At 38.0% G+C, this 23,040-nt stretch carries 23 protein-coding genes and 1 other RNA gene; 9 read left to right on the top strand and 15 right to left on the bottom strand.

What is annotated here, in order from left to right:
• Positions 1-3 precede the first annotated feature (3 nt).
• On the bottom strand, positions 4-2,301 hold the full coding sequence (locus BM000_RS11300) for an ATP-binding protein (RefSeq protein ID WP_177178284.1): 2,298 nt from the start codon (positions 2,299-2,301) through the stop codon (positions 4-6).
• Positions 2,302-2,607: 306 nt separating this feature from the next.
• Positions 2,608-3,456, bottom strand: a complete 849-nt coding sequence (locus BM000_RS11295; RefSeq protein WP_091498337.1) for a YitT family protein — start codon at positions 3,454-3,456, stop codon at positions 2,608-2,610.
• A gap of 372 nt (positions 3,457-3,828) precedes the next feature.
• Here BM000_RS11295 and BM000_RS11290 point away from each other — a divergent pair, with 372 nt between their 5' ends.
• Positions 3,829-4,689, top strand: coding sequence for a DegV family protein (locus tag BM000_RS11290; protein WP_091498334.1), 861 nt, complete (start codon positions 3,829-3,831; stop codon positions 4,687-4,689).
• Between the two features lie 70 nt (positions 4,690-4,759).
• On the opposite strand, the gene asnB is transcribed toward BM000_RS11290, so the two are convergent.
• Together asnB and BM000_RS11280 are read right to left on the bottom strand one after the other, a co-directional pair.
• The gene (gene asnB / locus BM000_RS11285) at positions 4,760-6,610 is read right to left on the bottom strand and encodes an asparagine synthase (glutamine-hydrolyzing) (protein ID WP_091498332.1); all 1,851 of its coding nucleotides are present in this window, start codon (positions 6,608-6,610) and stop codon (positions 4,760-4,762) included.
• 193 nt (positions 6,611-6,803) lie between these two features.
• Entirely contained in the window at positions 6,804-7,184 is a 381-nt protein-coding gene (locus BM000_RS11280) for a YisL family protein (RefSeq protein ID WP_245751645.1), read from the bottom strand.
• Positions 7,185-7,357: 173 nt separating this feature from the next.
• Here BM000_RS11280 and BM000_RS11275 point away from each other — a divergent pair, with 173 nt between their 5' ends.
• The 6 genes from BM000_RS11275 to BM000_RS11250 are packed head-to-tail and all read left to right on the top strand — an operon-like array spanning position 7,358 to position 9,051.
• Positions 7,358-7,579, top strand: a complete 222-nt coding sequence (locus BM000_RS11275) for a spore germination protein (RefSeq protein ID WP_091498327.1) — start codon at positions 7,358-7,360, stop codon at positions 7,577-7,579.
• Between the two features lie 5 nt (positions 7,580-7,584).
• The gene (locus BM000_RS11270) at positions 7,585-7,779 is read left to right on the top strand and encodes a spore germination protein GerPB (RefSeq protein ID WP_091498324.1); all 195 of its coding nucleotides are present in this window, start codon (positions 7,585-7,587) and stop codon (positions 7,777-7,779) included.
• 23 nt (positions 7,780-7,802) lie between these two features.
• Complete coding sequence (gene gerPC / locus BM000_RS11265) at positions 7,803-8,297, top strand: spore germination protein GerPC (protein ID WP_091498321.1); 495 nt, start codon at positions 7,803-7,805, stop codon at positions 8,295-8,297.
• Positions 8,284-8,451: a spore gernimation protein GerPD gene (locus BM000_RS11260; RefSeq protein ID WP_091498320.1), complete on the top strand. Its 168-nt coding sequence runs from the start codon at positions 8,284-8,286 to the stop codon at positions 8,449-8,451. The genes gerPC and BM000_RS11260 overlap by 14 nt, the downstream gene beginning before the upstream one ends.
• On the top strand, positions 8,451-8,810 hold the full coding sequence (locus BM000_RS11255; RefSeq protein ID WP_091498317.1) for a spore germination protein GerPE: 360 nt from the start codon (positions 8,451-8,453) through the stop codon (positions 8,808-8,810). The genes BM000_RS11260 and BM000_RS11255 overlap by 1 nt, the downstream gene beginning before the upstream one ends.
• A 22-nt stretch (positions 8,811-8,832) precedes the next feature.
• Entirely contained in the window at positions 8,833-9,051 is a 219-nt protein-coding gene (locus tag BM000_RS11250) for a spore germination protein (protein ID WP_091498315.1), read from the top strand.
• A 291-nt stretch (positions 9,052-9,342) separates the two neighbouring features.
• Here BM000_RS11250 and BM000_RS11245 read toward each other — a convergent pair whose 3' ends face one another.
• The 8 genes from BM000_RS11245 to BM000_RS11210 form a co-directional block, all read right to left on the bottom strand.
• Positions 9,343-10,584, bottom strand: coding sequence for a C40 family peptidase (locus BM000_RS11245; protein ID WP_091498313.1), 1,242 nt, complete (start codon positions 10,582-10,584; stop codon positions 9,343-9,345).
• Positions 10,585-10,815: 231 nt separating this feature from the next.
• Positions 10,816-11,559 (bottom strand): type I 3-dehydroquinate dehydratase, encoded by a 744-nt coding sequence (aroD, locus tag BM000_RS11240; protein ID WP_091498310.1) that lies wholly within the window; start codon positions 11,557-11,559, stop codon positions 10,816-10,818.
• 240 nt (positions 11,560-11,799) lie between these two features.
• On the bottom strand, positions 11,800-13,260 hold the full coding sequence (locus BM000_RS11235; RefSeq protein ID WP_091498307.1) for a glycoside hydrolase family 32 protein: 1,461 nt from the start codon (positions 13,258-13,260) through the stop codon (positions 11,800-11,802).
• A gap of 37 nt (positions 13,261-13,297) precedes the next feature.
• Entirely contained in the window at positions 13,298-14,275 is a 978-nt protein-coding gene (locus BM000_RS11230; RefSeq protein ID WP_091498305.1) for a carbohydrate kinase family protein, read from the bottom strand.
• 86 nt (positions 14,276-14,361) lie between these two features.
• A complete protein-coding gene (locus BM000_RS11225) occupies positions 14,362-15,735 on the bottom strand; it encodes a PTS transporter subunit EIIC (protein WP_091498302.1) in 1,374 nt (457 codons plus the stop codon).
• A 260-nt stretch (positions 15,736-15,995) separates the two neighbouring features.
• Complete coding sequence (locus tag BM000_RS11220; RefSeq protein ID WP_091498300.1) at positions 15,996-16,997, bottom strand: LacI family DNA-binding transcriptional regulator; 1,002 nt, start codon at positions 16,995-16,997, stop codon at positions 15,996-15,998.
• 95 nt (positions 16,998-17,092) lie between these two features.
• Positions 17,093-17,833, bottom strand: a complete 741-nt coding sequence (locus BM000_RS11215) for an ABC transporter permease (protein WP_091498297.1) — start codon at positions 17,831-17,833, stop codon at positions 17,093-17,095.
• Positions 17,817-18,764, bottom strand: a complete 948-nt coding sequence (locus BM000_RS11210) for an ABC transporter ATP-binding protein (protein WP_091498294.1) — start codon at positions 18,762-18,764, stop codon at positions 17,817-17,819. Before BM000_RS11210 ends, BM000_RS11215 begins: the two co-directional genes overlap by 17 nt.
• A 133-nt stretch (positions 18,765-18,897) precedes the next feature.
• Between BM000_RS11210 and BM000_RS11205 the strand changes: the two genes are divergently transcribed.
• Positions 18,898-19,515, top strand: a complete 618-nt coding sequence (locus BM000_RS11205) for a TetR/AcrR family transcriptional regulator (RefSeq protein WP_091498291.1) — start codon at positions 18,898-18,900, stop codon at positions 19,513-19,515.
• 808 nt (positions 19,516-20,323) lie between these two features.
• On the opposite strand, the gene ssrA is transcribed toward BM000_RS11205, so the two are convergent.
• Positions 20,324-20,683: a transfer-messenger RNA gene (gene ssrA, locus BM000_RS11200) on the bottom strand.
• Between the two features lie 100 nt (positions 20,684-20,783).
• Positions 20,784-21,245 carry an SsrA-binding protein SmpB gene (gene smpB, locus BM000_RS11195; RefSeq protein WP_091498289.1) on the bottom strand — a complete coding sequence of 154 codons (462 nt, stop codon included), beginning with the start codon at positions 21,243-21,245 and terminating at the stop codon, positions 20,784-20,786.
• 152 nt (positions 21,246-21,397) lie between these two features.
• Between smpB and BM000_RS11190 the strand changes: the two genes are divergently transcribed.
• Positions 21,398-22,258, top strand: coding sequence for a GNAT family N-acetyltransferase (locus BM000_RS11190; RefSeq protein WP_091498286.1), 861 nt, complete (start codon positions 21,398-21,400; stop codon positions 22,256-22,258).
• A gap of 40 nt (positions 22,259-22,298) precedes the next feature.
• On the opposite strand, the gene BM000_RS11185 is transcribed toward BM000_RS11190, so the two are convergent.
• A complete protein-coding gene (locus tag BM000_RS11185; protein WP_091498284.1) occupies positions 22,299-22,841 on the bottom strand; it encodes a hypothetical protein in 543 nt (180 codons plus the stop codon).
• Positions 22,842-23,040: the final 199 nt, after the last annotated feature.

The raw sequence follows: 23,040 nt of genomic DNA, 5'->3' as shown, positions 1-23,040 counted from the left end.
ACATTATTCTCCTTCTTGATACGGTAGCGTAACGATCATTCTCACACCCTGCTTTTCCTTAGTGTCAAGTGAGACATGACCTTGCAAGCTTCTAACACGCTCTTTAATTGATAGTAAACCCATATTATGATAAGATGTCGGCCAACCGCCAGAGGCTATTCCAACTCCATCATCAATATATTGACAGCACAATTCGCCACTTCTTTCCTGTAAGTCAATTTTAACATGATTTGCTTTTGCGTGCTTCCGTGCATTATTTAACCATTCCTGGACAATACGATAAACTGCCATTTTAACATCTTTAGAGTATGTTCTGTGTTCATGAATTGTTATCTTAAAATCTAACACACTATTAGATTGCAATCTAAACTTTGCAGCTAATTCCTGAAGTGCTTCAATTAAACCGATTTCTTCGATAATCGTTGGATATAAGAACATGCACGTTTCCCTAACATCATATACCATATCTTGAATATCCTGTTCAACCGCTTCTAATTGCTTATTCTTTTGATCTGCCCGCTTAATATCCTTAATTCCTTCAATATTTCTTTTTAACACAATAAGATCCTGAAGGAAAGAATCATGAATATCTTGTGCTAAAGTTCTGCGCTCATTCTCCGACCAATGAAAAAGGAGCTTTGATAACCAACTCATGTCACCAGAAAATTTGATTTGCTCCAATTCGGCCAGAAGATCATCAATTTTTAATTGATTTTCTAAGGCAAGGTTGGTGAATTGGGCTAAGCTAGATAGCCAATCAAGTTGCTCTCGTCTTAAGCCCTTGTTCAGTGCCAGAAAGAAGACTAAAGGCTGCTCGTTTTTTTGATTAATCGATATTGCACAAAGCTCATTGCGATTATAAATCTTTCCCATAACTAATGGTTGTCCTTGATAAGTACGAATTAATGGTATGAAAATTGGTCGAAGTCCCTGTAGAGCTTCATTACTAAAGACAGGTTCATGTAATTCAGCTATCTCAATATGGACAGTATTCAACACTTCACGAATCTCACGTTGAGCTGCTGCAACAATTTGATCCTTACTCTTCTCCATTTTTATTGCTTCACTAAATCGATATAAACTAGCTTGATAATTTTCCTGTGATACAAATAGTTGTAATCGAAAATAGTAATCCAACTGTTTCTTAAGAAATAACAAGAGCAAGCCGGTTAAAAAGGTATAAACAAAGAATTGCACGATTTGTCTTGGATTAAATACCTCACTTATGAAGGAAACATGCATAATGGTCATACTAATTGCTAAAAAAAAGGCAAGCATCAAGTAATAGGGAAGCTGCTTAATTTTTATTTTCAGCAGGTAAAGTTGATCAGAAACAATTAAATAGAGGAAACCAGCAGGGATAAAGAATAAAAAGACATTTGACACTTCCACATATATAAATTGGAGACCAAATAACACCTGTGGAATGGTGTAAAGAAATAAAAAAGGCGAAATTGCAAGTCCAATTGATAATAATATACCATAAATGCTATCAATTGCCGGGTCAAAGCGCAAAAGATAAGCACCACGGAAAAGTTGAAAAAAAATAATCAACATAATAATTGAGAAAAATGGTGATGTAATCTGATCACTTTGTATAGTTTGCCAGTTAAGCAATACACTAACCACTGCAATAGTGGCAACTGCGTATAAAAAGTACACCAGCTTTACGGTAAACCAATTTTTCTTTTTTTCAGTAAATAACAAATAAACGAAATGAAAGAAAAAACATGGAGATAGCAACAATACACTAACCATTATTACTTCAGCTGAAAAAAACAGTTTATTTGCCAAGCTTGATGAGTTGTAGGCAAGGCTAATAAGCAGTGACATTATAATTAATAGCTGGGCACTTTTTTGATCTGGATTACGCTGATAAAGGATAAATGACGTAAGTAGACAAAATAAAAAAAACAATAACGGTAAAAGAAGATAGAAAATATATTGATAAAATAAATCACTATGATAACTGACCTCGTAAACATAAAGTTGACCAATACGATCAACCGTAATCGTTTGAGCTCCTTCAATTCGATTATGTGTTTGAACAGTTGTAAAAGCTTCAACTGACTGATTATTAACATAGATCACTTGATCGTTAACTGCTAATCCACTTGTCCTGCCCCAGCCAAGCCGATCAAATGAGGTAATCCGGTAATGTTGATCATTTTCCTGAGTGAGGTTAATGCCAATTAAGGGCTGAAAATTATTAATTAGCAAATACATATGAATAAGGATAATAGAAATAAAAAAGATTACAAGTAAACGATGTGACTTTAACCGTTGCAGAAATCGCTTCAAGATTGTTAGTCTCCTCTCCATCTTACAAATATCGGATTATTCCTATATTAACTCTAAATTGGTCACTATAGACTGTCATTATTAAACATGAGCAGCGATTACACAATTGTTGATTATTCAAGAAAAAAAGCCCTGACCATATGCAGCCGGGCTCCGTAACATTACCTTGTCGAAATATGCTTAGGGGGGGTAATGTTTATGTGCATATTGCACATTTAATTGTTAAATTCATTCTATCATAAATTAAATTAATTTTAACCGACATATTTATAAGTTTGACCGCCATTTAGTGGCGGTCAAACTAAGTTAATTATCTTTTCTAAAAAAGCCATATACATCAGCTGTTTGGACAATATTTGTAAATGCTTCTGGATCAACTTCTTTAATGATTCGTTCTAAGTCATATAGCTCATATCTTGTAATAACCACAATGAGCATTGACTTATCCTCCTTTGAATACGCACCTCTCGCTGGTAAAATCGTTATACCTCTTACTACTCTTTTATGAATGGCACTTTGGAGATCATCCGTTCTTTTTGTCACAATCATTGCCGTAACCTTTTCATGACGCGTATGAATACCGTCAATAACACGCGTTGATACATACAGAGCTAATAGTGTGTAAAGAGCATTTTCCGGCTCATTTAATACACCCGCTAAGAAGATAATAATTCCATTAATAATCATTAAATAACCGCCAATGGGTTTGTCCTTCATGCGCGACATTACCATTGCTAAGATATCCGACCCTCCTGTGGAAGCACCCCATTTTAATGTAATACCAACGCCAAAACCCCCGAGCACACCACCAAAAACCGCATTTAACATGATATCACTTGAAAAGGATCGGATCGGGATAATTTCAAGAAATACCGTGGTCATTAAAACTGACAGAATACTATAAATTGTGAAATGACGACCTACTTTAAACCAACCTAATAATGCTACAGGAATATTTAACAGTAAGAGCAAGATTCCTGTGCTAATAAAATCTACATTTAAAAACTCCGACAAAACTGTAAAAATAATTTGAGCCATCCCAGTAAAACCACTGGCATAAACATCTGCGCTAATAAAGAAGAAATTAAGAGCGATGGCATTAATTAACCCACCAATGATCACAACAACAATTCGTTTTGCTTCAAAAATAAACATGAGTATTCCCCCTTGTAAAGTGAATCTTCAATCCGTGCATTTTGTTTATCTCCTACTGATCCTTAATAGCACGAGCATGCACCTAAAGGTATGCCCCAAGTGCGTCCTCGCAAAAGAAACACTGATTTGGGGTTTTACTAATTGTTAATCTGCGATAAAAACCTACTATTTAAAGTGTTAGCCAGCAATCGTAATTACTAAACCTTAATCAGCTAAATTTATTCTAAAGATAGTGACCATGGTTACATGTATGAAAGTTGATCTTTCAAAAAATAACTTTTGACGAATGACCACGCTAACTATAAACTAGAAGTATATGTAATGCAATCATTCTTTTTTAAATTCACCAAAAAAATATGGAGGTCTGTAAATATGAACGTGAAAATAATTGCTGATTCTGCTTGTGATTTAAATCAAGAGGACTATTTAAATTATGACATTGACAATGTGAGCCTTACCGTTCTTCTAGACGATGAAACATATTTAGATGGTAAGACAATATCCGCCAAGACAGTATATGATGCGATGCGTGCAGGAAAAGCACCAAAAACATCTCAGGTCACACCTCAAGATTTTAAAGATACTTTTATTAAATACGCTGAAATCGGACAACCCTGCCTCTATTTAGCTTTCTCTTCAGAACTATCCGGAACATACCAATCAGCAGTAATTGCTGCTAAGGAGGTACAAGAGAGTTATCCGGATTGGTCATTAGAGACGATCGATACCAAGTGCGCTTCCTTTGGTTATGGTCTTGTCGTTATTAAGGCAGCTGAACTAGCAAAAGAAGGGCGTACGTTAGAGGAAGTAACAGCAGCTTGTCAATATCAAGCTAATCATATGGAGCATATCTTTACAGTAGACGATCTAGAGTACTTATATCGAGGTGGCAGAGTGAGCAAATCAGCTGCCTTTGTTGGAACATTGCTTAAAATTAAACCTTTACTTCATATGAATGCTGGAAAATTAATCCCCCTTGAAAAGATCAGAGGCTCAAAAAAAGTCTTTCAACGCATGCTTGCAATTATGAGTGAGCGAGGGACTGATTTCAGCAATCAAACAATTGGAATTAGCCATGGTGACTCACTAGAACGAGCAGAGGAACTAGCGGAATTGATCAAAGTACGCTATGATGTCAAAGAAATTAAAATTAGAATGGTAGGTTCAAGTATTGGTGCCCACTCCGGTCCAGGTACAATTGCTTTATTTTTCTCAAATGACAAATATGAGTAATTATTTCATATAAGTTAATAAGTGGCGGTAATCAGTCTAGATTACCGCCATTTATTTATTTACACAACACTTAAGAAAAGTCTAATTGTACCTTGTAAGTTCGCAACCAATAATCAAACTGGGCTAAATAGGCTAATAACTGAGGTCCCTGCATTAATTGTCCGAACCACGGTTCATCAATCGTTTCTCCTTCATTCCCTACTAGTTCTTTAATCGTCTCTCGATCAAATATCTGAAACAATGGTGCTTCAGCATCTGACAAGATCGCTTCCATCCAAGTAACAACTGCCTTCGTGTAGTCGGGATGATACGTTTTTGGGTAAGGACTTTTCTTCCGTGCTAATATCCCTTCTGGTAGTATGTTTTGCAAAGCTTTTCTTAAGATACCTTTTTCCTGATCGCCGGTATTTTTAATATCCCAAGGAATATTCCAAACATACTCAATTAGGTGATGATCACTGAATGGAACGCGCGCCTCAAAGCCTACTGCCATACTCATTCTATCTTTCCGTTCTAAGAGTGTTGACATAAAACTCTCCATATTTAAGTAAAAAAGCTCTCGTCTTCTAGCTTCAAGTGGTGAATCAGCCGCGCATCTGGGCGTCTGCTTGATGATCTCATTGTAGGCATTGATACGATAGCTATCAAGGTTCAATTGCTCAACTAGTTCAGGTCGAATGAGATGATTTCTCAACTCCTTTGATCGAATCCATGGAAATCCCTCTCGATTAAGATCTGCCTCGCGATAAAACCATGGATAACCGCCAAATATCTCATCCGCACATTCACCAGATAATGCTACCGTTACATGTTCTTTTGTTCTCTCACACAACCATAGCAGTGATCCATCAATATCAGCCATGCCTGGTAAATCTCTTGCATTAACAGCTTGCTTTAATGTCTCTACCAGCGTGACCTGGTCAAGGACAAAGTTTTGATGCTCTGTATCATATTTTTCAACAACCAGCGGTAGAAAGTCCTGATCCCGAGATGGTTGAAAGCTGTTCCGCTGAAAGAACCGCTCATTTTCCGTAAAATCGATGGAGAATGTATTTAATCGCTCTTGCTTTGTCTCTTTTAAGTACTGCGCTGCGATAGCAGTTATTGCACTAGAATCCACTCCACCAGATAAAAAAGTACCAATTGGTACATCAGAGACAAGCTGTCTTTGGACAGCATCCATTAAGAGCTCTCGCACACGTAAAGCTGTTTCAGTTACTGAGTCCGTATGCGGTCTACTTTCCACTTGCCAATACCTAACTTGCTCAAACCCCTTCCGAGAGTATCGTCCAAAATGGGCAGCCTTTAATTCGTAAATATTATTGAACACACCATGGCCTGATGTTCTCGCAGGTCCTAAACCTAATAATTCCTGCAGGCCTTCTTTAGTAACGACTGGCTGTACATCATCATGAGCAAGTATGCCTTTAATTTCTGAAGCAAATAAAAGGCTATTTTGACATTTCGTATAAAAAAGTGGCTTGACCCCTAATCGATCACGTGCAAAAAACACGTGCTCTGTTTCAGGGTCCCAAATTGCAAAAGCATAAATTCCGTTTAATAGTGGTAAAGCATCTTCACGCCATTCAATATAACTTTTTAATAAAACTTCAGTATCTGAATGAGATTCAAATTCCCAGCCTAAATCCATTAACTGTTGCCTTAGCTGGTCGGTATTGTACAACTCACCATTATAAACCATCGTATATGCGTATCCATTATGCTCGACAGTCATTGGCTGACACCCACCTTCAGGATCAACGACAATTAAGCGACGGTGACCAAATAACACATGTTTAGACTGATAGACATCTGCCTGATCAGGACCTCGATGAACTAAAGCTGCTGTCATTTTCTTTATCTTCGTGTCCTGATCTTCTATATTACCTTTAAAGCTAACTATTCCAGTAATTCCACACATACACTCACGCTCCCTCACTTTGCTGTTCCTAGTTATGTATATGCTGTCCGAGCGGAGAAGTGCCCATTTATTAAATTGCCGATAGAGATTAGAACATAAATAAACAACAAAGATTTTTGAGCATGCTAAAAGGCTAACTATTGCTTCATAGTTAGCCTCCTCGTAACTTGCTGAACTAATCTTAATTAGAGAACTAAGGAAGGAATCCCCAAGGTAAACGACCAAAACCAAGAATTAAAGTAATGGCAAACATGACGACTAGTTGCACAGTGAACCCCTTAAATGGTTTACCACCTTTCATACGATGAAGCGTTGCCTCAAGCATTACAACTGCCCAAAGACCGGCAGCTGCCTTTACAATCACCTCAGCACTATATGTTTGCCATACTTCCGCTTGTGAATACCTATATAAGAGCACACTTCCACTAATTAAGATGATCACATAGCTTATCCGAATTATCCAATGTAGGATTATTGCTGTCTGACTTTTCCCTTTCACGTATAATGGCCAAGCTATAAGAAATAAAATAAAAGCAAGTAGCCAACTTGTAACATGTAAATGAATAAAAAACAAAAATATCGACCTCCTTTTTTAAAATAAATTCCCTTACATAAGAGCATGCAAACCTACTTTCATAATTCTTACCATAAACAGCTTATTCAGATTCAAAACCATATAGTTCAATCAACTGACAGCAGACACAGTAGTGTATACTCTGCATAAGCTATGAAGGAGGGGGAATAGTCATGCCAGCAATCGTCGGTGCTTTAAGAATTCAATCAGTCGGTACCTCAAGTATTATTCATGTTGGTGATGTTTACTCGATAAATTCCTACTCTGAAGCAAAAACCTTCGCAGGTGGTGGCTCTTTTAATACTGGAGATGCTGTTACCGTACAAATTGATCATGCACAAACGGCAATTAATGACAATGACAAGTTCGACCAAGTTATGACTGGTATGGGGTAGATTAGATGTTTATACAACAATCGATTATTATTTATCAAATTAAAATTGGGTCGATTAGTAATGCTTCAGTATTCCAAATTGGAACGACTGGTAGTTTTCAAACATATGCGAGTTTAAATAATACAGGACAATTTACAGAAGTACTTGATAAGCCTGAATTCGATGCTCCCATTGTACCACTATCTCAACCCAATATTTAGCACTGTCGGAAAGGGGATATACCATGCAAATGGACTTCTGGTATTATATTCAGCAACAAGACTTAAAAATAAAACAACTAGAGCAAAGACTCGCAAGAATTGAAGAACAATTTAGTACTGAAGCTCGTACACGAATTGATCGCATTGAATATCATTTTGATCAATTAAAGATTGAGCAACTTGATGGCGTTTTGCAAATAGGAATTTCTCCAGATGATATTGAAAATTTCATCCCACATGCCCATGAGCAGACAAAAGAGTTACTACATTCTGACATGGTGGAATACCTACCATCTGAATTAGATCAGTTAGCAGCACAATATAATCTCCAACTAACAAATAATGACAAAGAAATTATTTTATCAGATTTGTATCGGCAAATGCCTAATCGAATACAATACTATCAAAATAAGCAATTATCATTAGAAGCGATAAAGACTGCCTTAAGAAAAGACCTGCGGCAATCATTATCAAATCATTTTGAGAAAAAGGTGGATGACAACGATGGAGGTTCATAATTGGGAATTAAAGGTTTGTCAAATTGATATTGGCACTGTTTCTGCTTCTTCCAGCTTAATTATCGGAGACAGTCAGCATATTCAGCTTTACGGGTATTTTGACACGCCTCCAGACTCTTACGTTGTTCTAAACAGTCCAAATAGGGATGATTAATGAGTGAGCGAACAGCACTTGTCAATGATCTCAAAGTTATTGCAATCTCCTTTTCATCCGCTATCCAAATTGGTGATTGTACAGAGCGGACTGCTTCTGTTAGACAGGTTGCCATTCAGAAGTATCCCGACATTACCGGAGAGGAAGATGAGGCATATGGTGATTACCCATTTTTTACAAGAGAAGCTCCATACTATCCTTTACCTACTAATCAAGTGCTTCGAACCGTGAATCATCAACCGCATATTCATGTTGAGCGTATTAAATTAACAGGACTAAGTGGAAGCTCCCAAATACAAATTGGAAATTGTCAGTCAATTTATGCTGACACCAAAATAAAACATATTCGATATGTCTAAAAAAGTAGAGGTGTTAATTTTTATGCCAGCAATCGTTGGTCCTATTCAAATTATTGAAGTGGGGGGTGGTGTCATAAATTTTGGTGATAGCTTCTACCTTTCCCCCAAAAGTGCTTCTAAAACAGCTGCTGGAGCAGGTGCATTTAATACCGGTAGTTTTGTAAACGCAACATCAGGCTTAAACGCGACAACAACATACGATCCTGACCTTGCTGATCAAGTTATTGCAAGTAACGCATAACGAGGGGAAAGGTGATTGTATATCAAATAGCGTCGGTTAGGCAAATATTTGTATTGCTCCAGCAAAAAAGAGGCGCTTTCACCCACCGGTACAAACGTGACATCTTTAGGCTCACAGGATGTGAGTCCGTTAGACGAACGGGTCTTCGGACACGTGCTATTCCCGCAGGAGTCGGCTCTTTTTTGCTTCTGCCTAATCTTTTGGAATTATCTTACCAACGCTATTTGATGAAGAACCGAAAAGGCTACTGTATCTTTTAAGATACAGTAGCCTTTATATTTATAGTTGAAATTATTTAACTCGACGAACCAATCCGTTAAATGTATCTGCCCAGTAGCCACTTGACATGCTTGCAATTGCAACACCTGTTGAAGACTGAGAGCCGATAAATTGATTATTACCAATGTAAATACCAACGTGACCATTTGTCTTGTATGTATTAAAGAATACTAGATCACCAGGTTTCATCTCGCTTGTCGATACCTTTGTTCCCGTATTGGCCAAGGCATCAGTTTGGGCAGCAATACTTATTCCAGCTTGACTAAACGCCCAAGAAACAAATCCTGAACAATCAAACAGACCTCTTGAAATATCTGATTGCGTACGTCCGCCACCAAACTTATAAGTAGAATTCCCAATATACTTATAGCCAGCTGATATTGCATCACTAACCGCACCACTACCTGCACTTGCTGTCGCAGCAGGCGCACTATTATTAGTACTTGGTGCTGCAGCACTAAATTGAACGACTTCTGATTGTACTTCTGCAATGGCAGCCTGACGACGTCTTTCCGCTTCTGCACGAGCGTTATCAATTAAACGTTGTAGTTCCTGATCTTCAAGCTCTAATTCAGTGATAATTGCTTGACTTCTTGCTTGCTTCTCTTCAAGCTCAGCTACATCAGCCTCTAGCTCAGCCTTTTGTTCTAAAACATGCTGTTGCATCATCTCTAACTCAGCTTTGGTATCATTTAATTCTGCTAATTTATTTTCAACTGTTGCCTTATGATCTTCAACAGCTTTTTGATCTGCTTCTAATTGTTCAATAAGATTTTGATCAGATTGTGCAATTTTAGTAACTAATGAGATGCGATCAACAAAATCGGTAAAGCTCTGTGAACCAAGGAGCACGTCTAAATAGTTAATGCCACCACCATTTTTTTGCAATGAAACAGCGCGATCTTTTAAAATTTCTTCACGCATTTCAATATCTGCTTCAAGTCTTTCAATTTCAACTTCTAATTCAGCAATTTCAGCTTCTTTCTCTTCAACTTGTTCTTCAGTTTCTTTAATGGCTTGCTCGTTTGCTGCAATTGCTTCATTAGTTCGGTCAATTTCTTCTTGGAGATCAACAAGACCAGTTTGAATCTCTTCAAGCTCAGCTCTCTTTTCTTCTAATTCAGTCTGTAGCGCGGCTCGATTTGATGCCAGCTCCGATTCGGTCTCCGCCAAAAGGACTGAACCAAAAGAAGGGGCAGATAGAAGGATTCCAATTGATAAAGCTAGACTTGTTACGACTTTTTTACTATTCACGCAGCTCCACTCTCGCTTCCTATGTAATAATATCGTTCTCAACTTATATTAATCTATAATTATGTATTCTAGTAAATGTCGCTGATACTTGACCAGCAAAGCTAGTATAACATCTATAAATTTCAGGAAGATGATAGAAATGTTACAGTTATATTTCATTTTGCATTTAAACCTACTTTTTTTGTATCATTTGAACTGTTTTTTTATGGTTAACAGGGCATATCGCACATACTATTGACCTATATTCTGGTTAACAAGTATGAGTGTGTCTTTTAATTTTGTACAGTCTATTTGGCCAGGTGCGGACGGCTCACCTAGCGCACCAAAGGTCATACACGAGCCAACTAGCTCAACCACCAATCGACTTACCAAACCCATCCCGCCCATTGACATGGTGACGATCGGAATACTCTTTTTATTACGCATTTCATTTGTGACACTAAGCAACCGTAAAACATCATCGACATTATTAGGCATGACTGCAAGCTTAGCTATGCTGGCGCCAATGACTTGTGCTTCCTTAATTCGGTTAATCATCTCTTGATTTGCTGGCGTCTTTTCAAAATCATGATTCGAAACAATAACATGCACATTGCAATTCTTCGCCTGTAAAATCAACTGATTCCTGATCTCTTTATCAAACATAAGCTCAACATCAATAAAATCAACAGCTCCAGAATGGATAGCAAGTTGATTAAGCTTGAGATATGATGATGCACTTATTGCTGCTTGTCCACCTTCATCCTTCGTTCTAAAGGTAAAAATAAGCGGATAATCAGGTATTATTTTTTTAAATACACATAAACCTTTATCAACGTCACCAGTAAAGTAATCGACACGCCACTCTACAATATCAGCTTCTGATTGCTTCACCTGCTCAACGTTCTGAATAATTTCTTCCACTGTTGCTCCAGTAATTGAGATGCAGATTTTAGGCATCCCTTCAGCCAAGACAACATTTTTTACTTTTAACATGACTCTCACCTCACTAAAAAGCTTCAACCGATTATATCATGAATTCACTTAATAGGAACATCCAGACATGATAAATTAAATCATCAATCAGCAGCAAAGGTTGCTTTATTCCCATAAGATTGCTACCACTTATAGGTTTAACCCCAGGGTGACTTCCTAAGGAACGGCAACTGAACAATTCGGACCTTTACTGACTGCTAATCTGCGCAAAAAAAGACCTAGCATTATCGGCTAGATCTCTCAGTTGTCAGCTTTGATCAGATCCCATTTACAAATATTAATCGATGCCTCTCCAGAAAAGCTAATTCGATCTTTCCCAGGCTTAGGGTAAAATCTTGAAGTCAGGACGTACTCCCCTTCATTGATAAATACCTCAAGTGAGGATCGATCGGAAAAAATAGTCAAGCTGTCTAATTGCTCTAATGCTAGACGGCGCAGTGTTCGACCATAGCCTGATTCTCCATGACTAAGGCATAACTGCCCATTAGTAGCATGAAAGCTGATTTCCGTATCTTCTCTTAAATGAACAGCAAAGAAGCTTGTTAATTGTTCTATATTAATTGATAGCTCATAAACTTCACCAAACAACTGTTGATCATTGCATTCACCATTCACAGTGAGGTGGCGTGTGATTAATTCCCTTCGTAATTGCTGATAGGCAGGCAAAGGCTTCTGATATAATTTTCCATTTAAAAAAACTAATTCTCTTGGCAGCGTCATAGTATGCTGCCAGCCAAAGGCAACAGTTGGATTACTATAATTCGGCTCAATATCAGGTAGCCCCATCCATGCAATCATCATTCTTCGCCCCTGCTCATCTTCAAATGTTTGGGGTGCATAGAAATCAAAGCCGTAATCAAGCTCTTGGAAATGACCACTTTGCTTAAAACGACACCATTGCCAGTCCATTTCTCCAAGAAAATACCCTGATTGGTATACATTTTGATATTTATCGACCTCTGCTTCCATTCCTTGTGGCGAAATTATTAAAATATCTTGTCCATTTAACGTAAATAAATCTGGACACTCCCACATATAACCCAAGCTTGGGTTAGACTCTAACAGCGTTCCCTGATAATTCCATTCTGACAAATCAGTTGAGCTGTAGACAAGCAGATCACCTTGGTCGCTGCGTGTTCGTGCACCGAGGATCATATAGAAAGAATCTTTATATTGAACAATTTTAGGATCACGAATATGCTGGCTAAAGCCTGGCGGATAATCAGCCATCCCTAATACTTGCTTTCGCGATGTGATCGTAAAGCCATCCTTACTAACAACATGAATGGTATTCTGTTCTCTCCCACTATTAATATAATCATAATCTCCTTCAAGCTTGACATTTCCGGTGTAAAAAAAATGAAGCTCATTATCCTTAATAAAAGCACTGCCGGAATAGACACCATGCAAGTCAAAAGGTTGATCTGGGTATAAAAACACCTCTTCATCTTGAAAATAGACAAGATCCTTTGATGTTTTATGCCCCCAATATTTTAGTCCACCCGCAACATCAATTGGTGAGAATTGATAATATAAATGATACACACCATTGAACTGACAAAGACCGTTAGGATCATTTAACCAGCCTGTTGGAGGCATCTCATGGAAGGCTTGACGCCAAAAATCTTGTACAACTAAGTTCCTTAAGTCATGCTGCTCGGTTAGAATTGCTCTCTGTAGCTCTTGCTGTAATGGATTCATTTCATTTCTCCTGACTTCCCGTATTTCAGCATTATAATTAATAATTAGCCATAAAGGCTAACGTTTCTGCATGTGTTGGCAACGACTCCACTGCACCATTCTTTAATGTCGTTAACGCGGCATAGCCATTACTGAAAGCAAGTAACCTCTGTAATTGTTCCTCTGATAGTTTGTTTAAGGTTTTAAGGCTTATCATTTTCTCTTGCAATTGATAGAGCAGCGCACCAACAAACGCATCCCCTGCACCAGTCGTATCAACCGGCTTGACCTGATAGCCGCTGTGCTTTACTATCTGACCAGTTTTAGTCAGAAGTACTGCACCCTTGCGTCCTCTTGTATAGACAACCCACTGGACATTACCAATAAAAAGACGCTGGAGCGCTTGCTGTTCATCGTCCATTCCAGTTATAAACTGTAGTTCTTCATCAGATATTTTTAATACATGAGCATGTGGAATAAATTGATTTATTGCCGATCGGCACGCCTCAGCGCTATCCCAGAGTGGTAACCTAACATTTGGATCAAAACTAATTAATGCTTGATCTATCTCTGCCTGTTTAATTACAGCAAGGTGCGCCTCCTTGACCGGAGCATCAATTAAGTCGACGGAACCAAAATGTAACACATCGTCCTCTTGGAAGGAGAGCCCACTCACTTCCTCAGGACTTAATAACATGTCTGCGCTTGGGTTGCGGTAAAATGAAAAATCACGTTCGCCATTCTCATTTAATGATACGAATGCAAGGCCCGTATTAGCCTGATTCGTTCTTATTAGCCATTCTCTTTCTACCTGATAATACACTAATTGTTCAACAATGTGATCGCCAAAAGCATCTTCACCTAGCTTTGAAATGAAGCTACTATAGCCACCCAGCTTAGCTATTGAAACAGCAACGTTTGCTGGCGCTCCTCCCATCACTCTTTTGAAACCCATTACATCCTTTAAATGACAATTATGTTGATTAGGAATAAAATCAATAAGCGCCTCACCTATTGAATATATTGTCCCTGGCATTCGCCCACATCTCCTTTAAAAAAATTAAGGGTGGAGGCATTTATCCTCAACACCCCGTCGATATTAGTCAACACTTAATAATTTAGTTAATTCATTTCATTTTTAATTTTATTTGATTGAATCCGCACGAGTACAAAACCAATAGCAAAGGATACAGCGATTACTAAAATGTATTGAATTAATGCACTTATTCGGCTTGTATATAGCAGTAATCCTGGAATAAAAGTAATTCCCATCCCAGTCGCTTTTAAACCAAGTAGATACGTTATTAGGCCACCAATCGCACCACCAACCATACCAGATACAAAAATTCTAAAATGGCGTAAATTAACGCCAAATAATAATGGTTCCGTTATGCCAAAAAGCGTTGATGCTGTCGAAGATAATGCATTTGTTCGTTTAACCTTATCCTTAATCAGGAGCGATGCGGCAATAGCTGCACCAAACTGACCAGCCATACTTACCGTAATCAATGTTTGAATCACGTTTAAACCTGTCTCATTTAATAAATTAATCTCAATTATGCTTAGTGAATGATGTAATCCAGTAATGGTCAATAATTGTTGTAACGCGCCAAAGACAACATAACCCAATCCGAAAGGTGCTTCTAAAATAGATATTATAAAACCAATTACACCGGATTCAATTAACTGAAGAATGGGTCCAAGGACAAATAGCATAGCAGCAATAGTAACGGTAATGGTTAAAAAAGGTGTCAGAACTAAATCCATTACTTGTGGAACTATTTTCCTTAGTCCTTTTTCAAGCTTGGCAACTAAATAACCCGCAGCGATAGCAGGAATAATAGAGCCTTGGTAACCAATAACATCAATTCCAAAGATACTTAGTGGTTCAACACTTCCATCCACAACCGCCCATGCATTTGGTAGCTGGGGAGCAACAAGCATTAATCCGACAACAATTCCAATTAGAGGATTACCGCCAAATTTCCTTGCTGCACTGTATACAATTAACACAGGTAAAAATGCAAAAGCTGTATCCGTTAACATTTGGAAAATGGTTAATGCTTCATCAGACAGATTCATACCCAGTTCAAGTAATAAACCCCTTATCCCCATTAATAAACCAGTTGTAACGAGTACAGGAATTAATGGCACCAGAATATCTGCTAAAATTCTTACTACCCGCTGGACTGGGTTTAGTTGCTGGTAAACATCATCTTTAAAGTCATCTTCTTTCACTTGCTGATTCGTGCCCATCTCTTGCTCGAAAGCTCGAAAAACTTGATTAACCTTACCCGTTCCAAAAATAAACTGATGCTGGCCAGTATTAAAGAAGTAGCCCTTTGCTTCCGAAACAGCTTCAGCCTTTTGTTGATCAAATTTTTTCTCATCACGTAGAATAATCCGTAACCGCGTTGCACAGTGTTCAAAGTTTTTAATATTATCACGGCCACCAACGGCTTCGATAATCTGATTAATCGTTACTTGATCGTTCATTTATTTTGCCTCCTAAAAAGAAATATTATCTAAACTAATTAAATAGATCCATGATTTGGCCCAAAGCTATCTGCAATTATTGTTGATCTGAAATCGATTTCACATTTTTGTGAAAAAAATGTGAATCTTTTATCAGTGTGAATTTTACTAATTACCAATCGGGCCTCTACTGACTGTTGAGCACCGCTTAGCATAATTTAATTCCTCTCTTATACCTGATGAGCGGGGATTTACAGTCAGTTAATCTGCGGTAAAGGCTACTAACTATTACGTTCTATTTTTTTTACACTCGCCCGTATTCTAAGTTCATAGTCTACGTAAATTTCTTTGTTTTCCATATTTAATTGATCGATTTGATTAAACAATTCACTCGCTGCTAATTGACCACTTGTTTTGAAATAATAATGTACTGTTGTTAATGGTGGCGATAAGTATTTAGCAAGTTTAACGTCCCCTAAGCCAGTTACAGAAATATCTGCAGGCACTGAGAGCCCATTATCTTTAATACACTGAATTGCCCCAATCGCCAGATGATCCGTCACTGCTAGAACAGCTGTAGGTCGTTGCTTCTTTAAAATGCTTGCCATCTGCTGATAGCCTGATTCAATCGAAAAGTCACCAATTGCGACCAGTTCTTCTTTATAGGGTAACTGGTGGTGATTAAGCGCATCCATATAAGCCTGCTTTCGCACTTGACCAACTTCTTTATCCTTTGGATCAACTCCAATAAAGCCAATTTTCTTATGTCCAGCCTGAACGAGGTGATCAACTAAATCATGCACCGCATGATTGTTACTATACAAAATTGAAGTGAATCCTGCCATTCTCTGACCAATAACCACCAATGGAACGGTCAATTGCCGGGCTACAGCTAAATGTTGATCTGTTACCTCTGTAGCTGAAATTATAATACCATCAACAAGCTTATTAGATAAAAATTCAAGAGCGTTAATTTCTTCTTCAATTTGCAAATTAGTATTAGAAATTAATAGCTGATAGTTTCTTTCCTTGGCAATTTGTGTAATACCTTCTAACACCCTACTTGCTGTTTCAGTACTGATCTTAGGAACAATAACGCCAATAATATTAGAGCGTTTATTTTTTAATGACTTCGCTATCTCATTAGGCCGATAACCAACTTCACGGATAACCTTTTCAACCGCTTCTCGTTTCTCCGCTTTAACATAGCCATTCTTGTTCATCACGCGTGATACAGTTGCTGGAGAAACACCAGCCAGCTTAGCAATATCTTTAATTTTCATACCTTACCACCTAAATAAACTGAAATCGATTTCATAATCATTATAACAAACCGACACATTATGTCAAGATTTTTAAAAGATAGCATCACTAGATACTATCTCCTCCGTTGTACAACGATTATCATAATGCCGAAACTCAGCGTTAACCAAATGCTTAACATGATGACTGTCTGGTGAGTAATAAACTGGTTCTCCCCATTTATTGATTGGCGAATTAAATCTGCCATATGGATAAACGGTAACTTGAGATGCAGGGCCTGAATGACTGATGGCAATCGTTCAAGCGGAAAGTTGATTGGGGTAAACAAAAAAAGAAAGAACACGACTAAGTTTGTTAGCATCAAAACATACTGTGGCTTAGCAATTAGATGAGCTATTGCATAGCCCATGCAGCAGCATGTCAGCCCGACAATTAATATGCTTGGCCATAACAGCCACTCTATAGAAAAAGAGAAGTCATAGTACCAAGAACCTATCCATAAAGCACTAATAATGCCCGGTAATGCTGAAAGTAGCCAGACAAACAAATCAGTAAGTAAAAAGAGAATACGTGAAATTGGTAAGGAGAACATATAAGCAAGACTGCCTGATGCAATATCTTCAGTAACGATTTGCGGAACAAATACGACGCCAATTATGATCAAAATTAATGTTGGAGCACCCGAAACAAACAAATATGCTGTCTGTTGGTCCATATTTGGAACCAGATAATTAAGTCCAATAATAAATCCAACGCCAGTCATCATTTGCAATACGATAAACAGTGGAATTAACGTTCGCAGTCTAAGCAATTGCCACCTAAACAAGAGTAAAAAAATTCTAACTTGTTTTTTCATTATTTGCCTCCGCCAACGTTTCTTTGTATTGTGCTATTATTTCTAAATAACCCTGCTCAACACTCCACGGATTAATAGAAAACATGTCTACCAAACCTTTGCTCTTCAAATCCATTACTCTATTCATGTACAGGTTTACATCATTGATTGAAATAAGAAACAATTTCTTTCTTCCTAACTGAGCGAAGCTGTCTACATTAAACTGAGATCTCAGGCACACTCCCGGAGGTAACGTTAGTTCAAAGACCAAGTTTGCTTCGTTTTTTAATTGAAGTTCTGCTGGGCTTCCCTCCCAAAGTAATTTCCCTTGATAAAGAACGGCTAACCTATCCGTCGCCTGTTCTGCTTCTAAAATATTGTGTGTTACCACTACCACGGTCGTGCCTTTATTTGCCATCCGATGAATTTCACTCCATAACAAACGACGCCGTTCTGGATCAACATCATTTGTAGGCTCATCCAATATGACAACTTTCTGATCGGCTACACAGGTCATGCAAAAGGCTGTTAATCGTCTTAAGCCCCCAGATAATTGCTCGCCTCTGGTCGTCTTCCACTGTTCTAAATTTAAACGTTTAATAAGTGCTTCCGTCCGTTGACGCGCATCGATCTTTGACAGCCCCCTAATTCGCCCACTTAGCTCAACTGCCTCACACATGGTCAGCCCATTAATTGGAACTTGGCTTTGTGGTTGAAAGGCTGACAATTGCCTTGCCAAATGGGGTTGTTTAACAACATCAATCTGGTTAACTGTAATGCATCCCGCAGTTGGTTTTAATAACCCAATCAATTGATTTACTAGCGTTGATTTGCCCGATCCATTGGGGCCAAGCAGGCAATATATTTCGCCTTCAGCAACCGATAGCGAAATAGAATCATTCGCTAAACAGCCACTTTTAAAGCATTTTGTTAAATTTGATATGGAAATCATCGTCCCTTTACCTCCTTAATAAACTTTAGTATACTTATACACATTCACATACCGATTAGTATCACATACTTATAAGTATATAGATTCTATTCGGTATGTCAATAGGTTATCGTTACAACTTGGAGGGATCTTAATGACCAATAACCAGAAAAAACAACGTTTAAGTCGAATGGAAGCAAAAGCGCAGACAAGGCAAGATTTGCTTACCGCAGCAGGAATTGAATTTGCCCAACAAGGCTTTCATGGGACAAGTATCGATCGTATTGCCGAACAAGCAGGATACACAAAAGGAGCTGTTTATACCCACTTTTCGAGTAAAGAAGCACTTTATCTTGATCTATTACACGCGCACTTAGCAAAAACTGAACATACGTTCGAATCATTAATGGCATCAGGTAAGCCAGTCGCTTTTGTAATTGATGAGTTGTCAAAGAATTATTTTTCTGAATTAGAAAAAAATCGCGACTGGGCGATTTTAACAGTTGAATTCTTTATTCATGCCATGCGACATCAGGACATTAAGTTGCAACTTGTCAACAAAATTAGAACGGCTCAAAAAAACATTGAAACAGCGCTTGTCAATCGTTTAAATCATTCTAATGAAGCACTTCCTATGACAATAGAACAGACAGCACTAGCTCTGCTTTCCTTTAATAACGGCATTGATCTTCTGTCTTTAATTGACCCTCAGCAAGCGTTACCAAATGTATATCAGTCGGTATTAAAGCTACTATTGACTAAACTGGATTAATTTCAAAGTACATTATCAATTAGTGACCGTTGTCTATATTCCTCATTCAAAGTGAGCTTCACGGATATAATCAGAGAGCGGTCTCTGCACGAATCTATATTTCACCAGCAGTTAACACCCGATAAATTGACAAACTAAAAACCAGCTTTCGAATAATAACGGTTTCATTCTAAAGCTGGTTCTTTTAAAACAATTGGTTTATCATCGAGTAACTGTTGTCACAACTATTTCATCGTATTGACAAGAGTAGGTTGCGCTTAAAACCACTCCTGGTTAATTTCTATATCAATAAGCTGCCCGATACTTAATTGCTTAATATATGCAAGGGTTATCTTATCGTCAATTAAGCTTCATTTTTCGAATAAATAATCAATTAATAGGCTGCCTATAAGACAGAGAGGTCCAACATTAACTAAATATTTCCATCCCTTTTCTATTTCTAGAATATTAACCGTATAAAGAACCAAAAATAAATATAAACAGATTGAAAAGTTTTTCAATGTCTAACAACTCCTAGCCACTTCTGTTTCTTGCTGGTGTCATTTATTAGGTTCTTCATCAAGTAGCGTTGGTTAAGCAAATTTTTTATTGCTCCAGCAAAAAAGAGCCGCCTAATCTTGGGAAATTAGCTTACCAATGCTATTTGATATACAACCATTTATTAACATACCCCTGTATTTTATCACTAAAAGAATCTGACTTTGCACCGTTGTGTTAGTGGCTCTGCTTAACACACAAAATCAAAAAGCCCAAAATCCTTAGCTGGCAAGGATCTTGGGCTGAATAAGCGGGTTCCACCGGTATGTATTGGTGGAGACGGTGGGAGTTGAACCCACGTCCAGAGATATTGGCACTCAAGCTTCTACATGTGTAGTTGATTTATTCACAATTCGCTAGCTATTCAGCCAATCAACAGGCGTCCTAGTAGCTAGTCTGATTGTGCTCTTCTAGTCACCCCAGACGGTGGGTGACTAGCGTATCCCGCTAAAGTTGAGACCCTAACCTGGCACACGGGCGATGCTAGGAAGGATCCTTTAGGCTACTTACGCAGCTGCTAAAGAGAAATTGTTTTGTTTGCCAGTTATTATTGGCGGGTAACGATTAACGAGTCGTAACCTCGACACGCAACTTGAGCTCAATCTACCCCTGTCGAATCCGTAACGTCCCCATAAAAACAGGAACAAAACGAAGCAGAATTAAATTAAGCAATTCTATTTAGTTTTGTCTTACACCATTATTATAACAAAATTTAAATTTTTTTCAAGTTATCAATAACGATCTTTAACAGCGCGATCCATATCTCTTTTTGCCTGCTTTTGCTTTAAATCCTCTCGCTTATCGTATTTTTTCTTCCCTTTACCCAATCCAATTAATACCTTTGCAAAGCCATTCTTAAGATAAACTTTAATTGGGACAAGTGAATAGCCTGCTTGTTGTGTCTCGCCAATTAACTTACTAATTTGCTTTCGATGCAATAGGAGCTTTCGCGTCCGCGTTGGTTCGTGATTATAGCGGTTCCCTTGCTCATATGGTGAAATATGCAGATTGTGTAAAAAAACCTCGCCTCGCTCGACACGTGCAAAGCTATCCTTCATATTTATTCGACCAGCTCGAATCGCTTTAATTTCTGTACCTTGTAAAACAAGACCAGCTTCAATAGTTTCTTCTATAAAATAGTCATGATTTGCTTTTTTATTCTGAGCAATGACCTTCCCAGTACCTTTAGGCATCTATACTCCTCCTGACACGTGCAAGCGCACACTTTATTTTAACAGGTTGAACAAACGAAAACAATCTTAAACATGCTAATTTATTGGACAAATCCAAAGCTAATATGCGATGATATGATCGGAATAAGATAGCTTAAAGGAGTTTACCAAAAATGGAGATAAGGCAATTAACAGAACAAGATCTACCTAAATATCAAGCCATGCAAACTGGGATTGCAGATGACTATATCATTGCTGTTTATAAGCGTCTTGTTACCCCACCAGAAAATGCGCTTTATGGTATGTTTATTAATAATCAACTCATTACAGTAGCGGGTTATACAATCTTTCCTGGTGGCAATGCCATGCTCGGTAGGTTAAGAAGTGATCTTCGTTTTCAGGGTCGGGGGTACGCAACATTACTCCTAAAGCAGATAATTGAAGAGCTGAGTGGCATACCAACTGTTAAGTGGTTAGGTGGCTACACAAACATGGCTAACAAGGCAGCCCAGCGTGTTTTAAACAAGCTAGCTTTTTCACCCGTAAAAAGCTACTATAGTTTACCACTAATAAATCGAACAGCAGCAGGTAATAGACCAGGGCAACCATGGGATGAAATTACTGCTTTACCGGTTAAAAGAGATATTTTAGCTAATCTCGCAAATGACGCTCTTGATATTTATCACTATGAATGCTATTATCCATTTCCTTATAGCCACAGCCTAATTTCGGATCATAAATTAGGTGCGACACGGGTATTCAGCAACACCGCTAATAATCGGTGGTTATTTATTTCTAATGACTTTAAAGGTGAAAGCTATGCGCATATTCACTACTTTTGGGATGACCATTTTACGCAAGCCGGACTTTTTGAAACAATTGATCTTTATTTGAGAGAAGAACATGAACAACAAACACCGTGGTTTGATTTTACTATTAATGGCTTTAAAGAAATTCCTAATCAGCATGCGTTTGATTTACTGGATGGCTGGATTTTATATGGCTATTCTTTAAATAACATGATTAAAAACTGAGGCATAGAGGCGGCTACGAAAGGTAGACCACCTCTATTCTCTATTTTATAAAGACACCATAATCTAATATGACCGTTCCGTCTTCTTGTTTATTGGTAAATCGCGGCGTATTATAGCGTTCAAAAAACCACCACCATTTTTCATCAGCACCGCTAAAATCATCACAAAGCTGATCCATTCCGTGTTGCTTTAATTGTTCAATAGCAAGATTATGAGGTCGCTCTCCATAAATCTCCCCTGTTTCCTCTTTTCCTTTAACCCAGCAAACCCCTACATCACTCTCAGGAAGATCAACATACTGGTAGCCCTTTGGTGCTGGCGTACCTTCTGCAAACATCATGCCTATCCAGTATTGAAAAGTATTAAAATCTTCACTACATCCCATTAAACCAAAGTAACCGCTCTCAATTTCAGACAAGGGGTTAAGCTCCTCAAGTTGATCAAACCAATCCAATGCAAACCACTCTTCCCATTTCTCAGAGTAGCCACCATGCCGATCGCGATCCTCGTTTGTGTAGCATTTCCCGATTAACCGTACTCTAGGAAACTGCTCGCGCAGGACCTGAACAATTTCAACTGTCATCTTCCCTCACACCTTTGCTTTTTAATAGCATAATTTTATCAAATTATTAATAGTTGGTCAACAAAAAAGCGAACGTACGATCTGATATCAATAAAAACAAACACGCTGTCGTTCAGGTAAGAAAAGTCCGAACATTATAATCAGAACGCATTATGTCATTTACCTTGCGTTTCCTTCTTAATGTTCGGATTTTAATTTT

This window comes from Amphibacillus marinus (assembly GCF_900110345.1).
GTDB classification, from domain to species: Bacteria; Bacillota; Bacilli; order Bacillales; family Amphibacillaceae; genus Amphibacillus_D; species Amphibacillus_D marinus.
Note: the sequence above shows the minus strand (reverse complement) of the source record. Positions and strands in the feature narration are given on the sequence as shown.

Coding starts and splice junctions, on each gene's coding strand:
- BM000_RS11230 (WP_091498305.1), bottom strand. CDS start 14,275: ATGCCAGGGACAATATATTCAATAGGTGAGGCGCTTATTGATTTTATT.
- BM000_RS11250 (WP_091498315.1), top strand. CDS start 8,833: ATGCCAGCAATCGTTGGTCCTATTCAAATTATTGAAGTGGGGGGTGGT.
- BM000_RS11270 (WP_091498324.1), top strand. CDS start 7,585: ATGTTTATACAACAATCGATTATTATTTATCAAATTAAAATTGGGTCG.
- BM000_RS11260 (WP_091498320.1), top strand. CDS start 8,284: ATGGAGGTTCATAATTGGGAATTAAAGGTTTGTCAAATTGATATTGGC.
- gerPC (WP_091498321.1), top strand. CDS start 7,803: ATGCAAATGGACTTCTGGTATTATATTCAGCAACAAGACTTAAAAATA.
- BM000_RS11275 (WP_091498327.1), top strand. CDS start 7,358: ATGCCAGCAATCGTCGGTGCTTTAAGAATTCAATCAGTCGGTACCTCA.
- BM000_RS11295 (WP_091498337.1), bottom strand. CDS start 3,456: ATGTTTATTTTTGAAGCAAAACGAATTGTTGTTGTGATCATTGGTGGG.
- BM000_RS11235 (WP_091498307.1), bottom strand. CDS start 13,260: ATGAATCCATTACAGCAAGAGCTACAGAGAGCAATTCTAACCGAGCAG.
- BM000_RS11220 (WP_091498300.1), bottom strand. CDS start 16,997: ATGAAAATTAAAGATATTGCTAAGCTGGCTGGTGTTTCTCCAGCAACT.
- BM000_RS11225 (WP_091498302.1), bottom strand. CDS start 15,735: ATGAACGATCAAGTAACGATTAATCAGATTATCGAAGCCGTTGGTGGC.
- BM000_RS11210 (WP_091498294.1), bottom strand. CDS start 18,764: ATGATTTCCATATCAAATTTAACAAAATGCTTTAAAAGTGGCTGTTTA.
- BM000_RS11185 (WP_091498284.1), bottom strand. CDS start 22,841: ATGACAGTTGAAATTGTTCAGGTCCTGCGCGAGCAGTTTCCTAGAGTA.
- smpB (WP_091498289.1), bottom strand. CDS start 21,245: ATGCCTAAAGGTACTGGGAAGGTCATTGCTCAGAATAAAAAAGCAAAT.
- BM000_RS11255 (WP_091498317.1), top strand. CDS start 8,451: ATGAGTGAGCGAACAGCACTTGTCAATGATCTCAAAGTTATTGCAATC.
- BM000_RS11290 (WP_091498334.1), top strand. CDS start 3,829: ATGAACGTGAAAATAATTGCTGATTCTGCTTGTGATTTAAATCAAGAG.
- asnB (WP_091498332.1), bottom strand. CDS start 6,610: ATGTGTGGAATTACTGGAATAGTTAGCTTTAAAGGTAATATAGAAGAT.
- BM000_RS11215 (WP_091498297.1), bottom strand. CDS start 17,833: ATGAAAAAACAAGTTAGAATTTTTTTACTCTTGTTTAGGTGGCAATTG.
- BM000_RS11205 (WP_091498291.1), top strand. CDS start 18,898: ATGACCAATAACCAGAAAAAACAACGTTTAAGTCGAATGGAAGCAAAA.
- aroD (WP_091498310.1), bottom strand. CDS start 11,559: ATGTTAAAAGTAAAAAATGTTGTCTTGGCTGAAGGGATGCCTAAAATC.
- BM000_RS11190 (WP_091498286.1), top strand. CDS start 21,398: ATGGAGATAAGGCAATTAACAGAACAAGATCTACCTAAATATCAAGCC.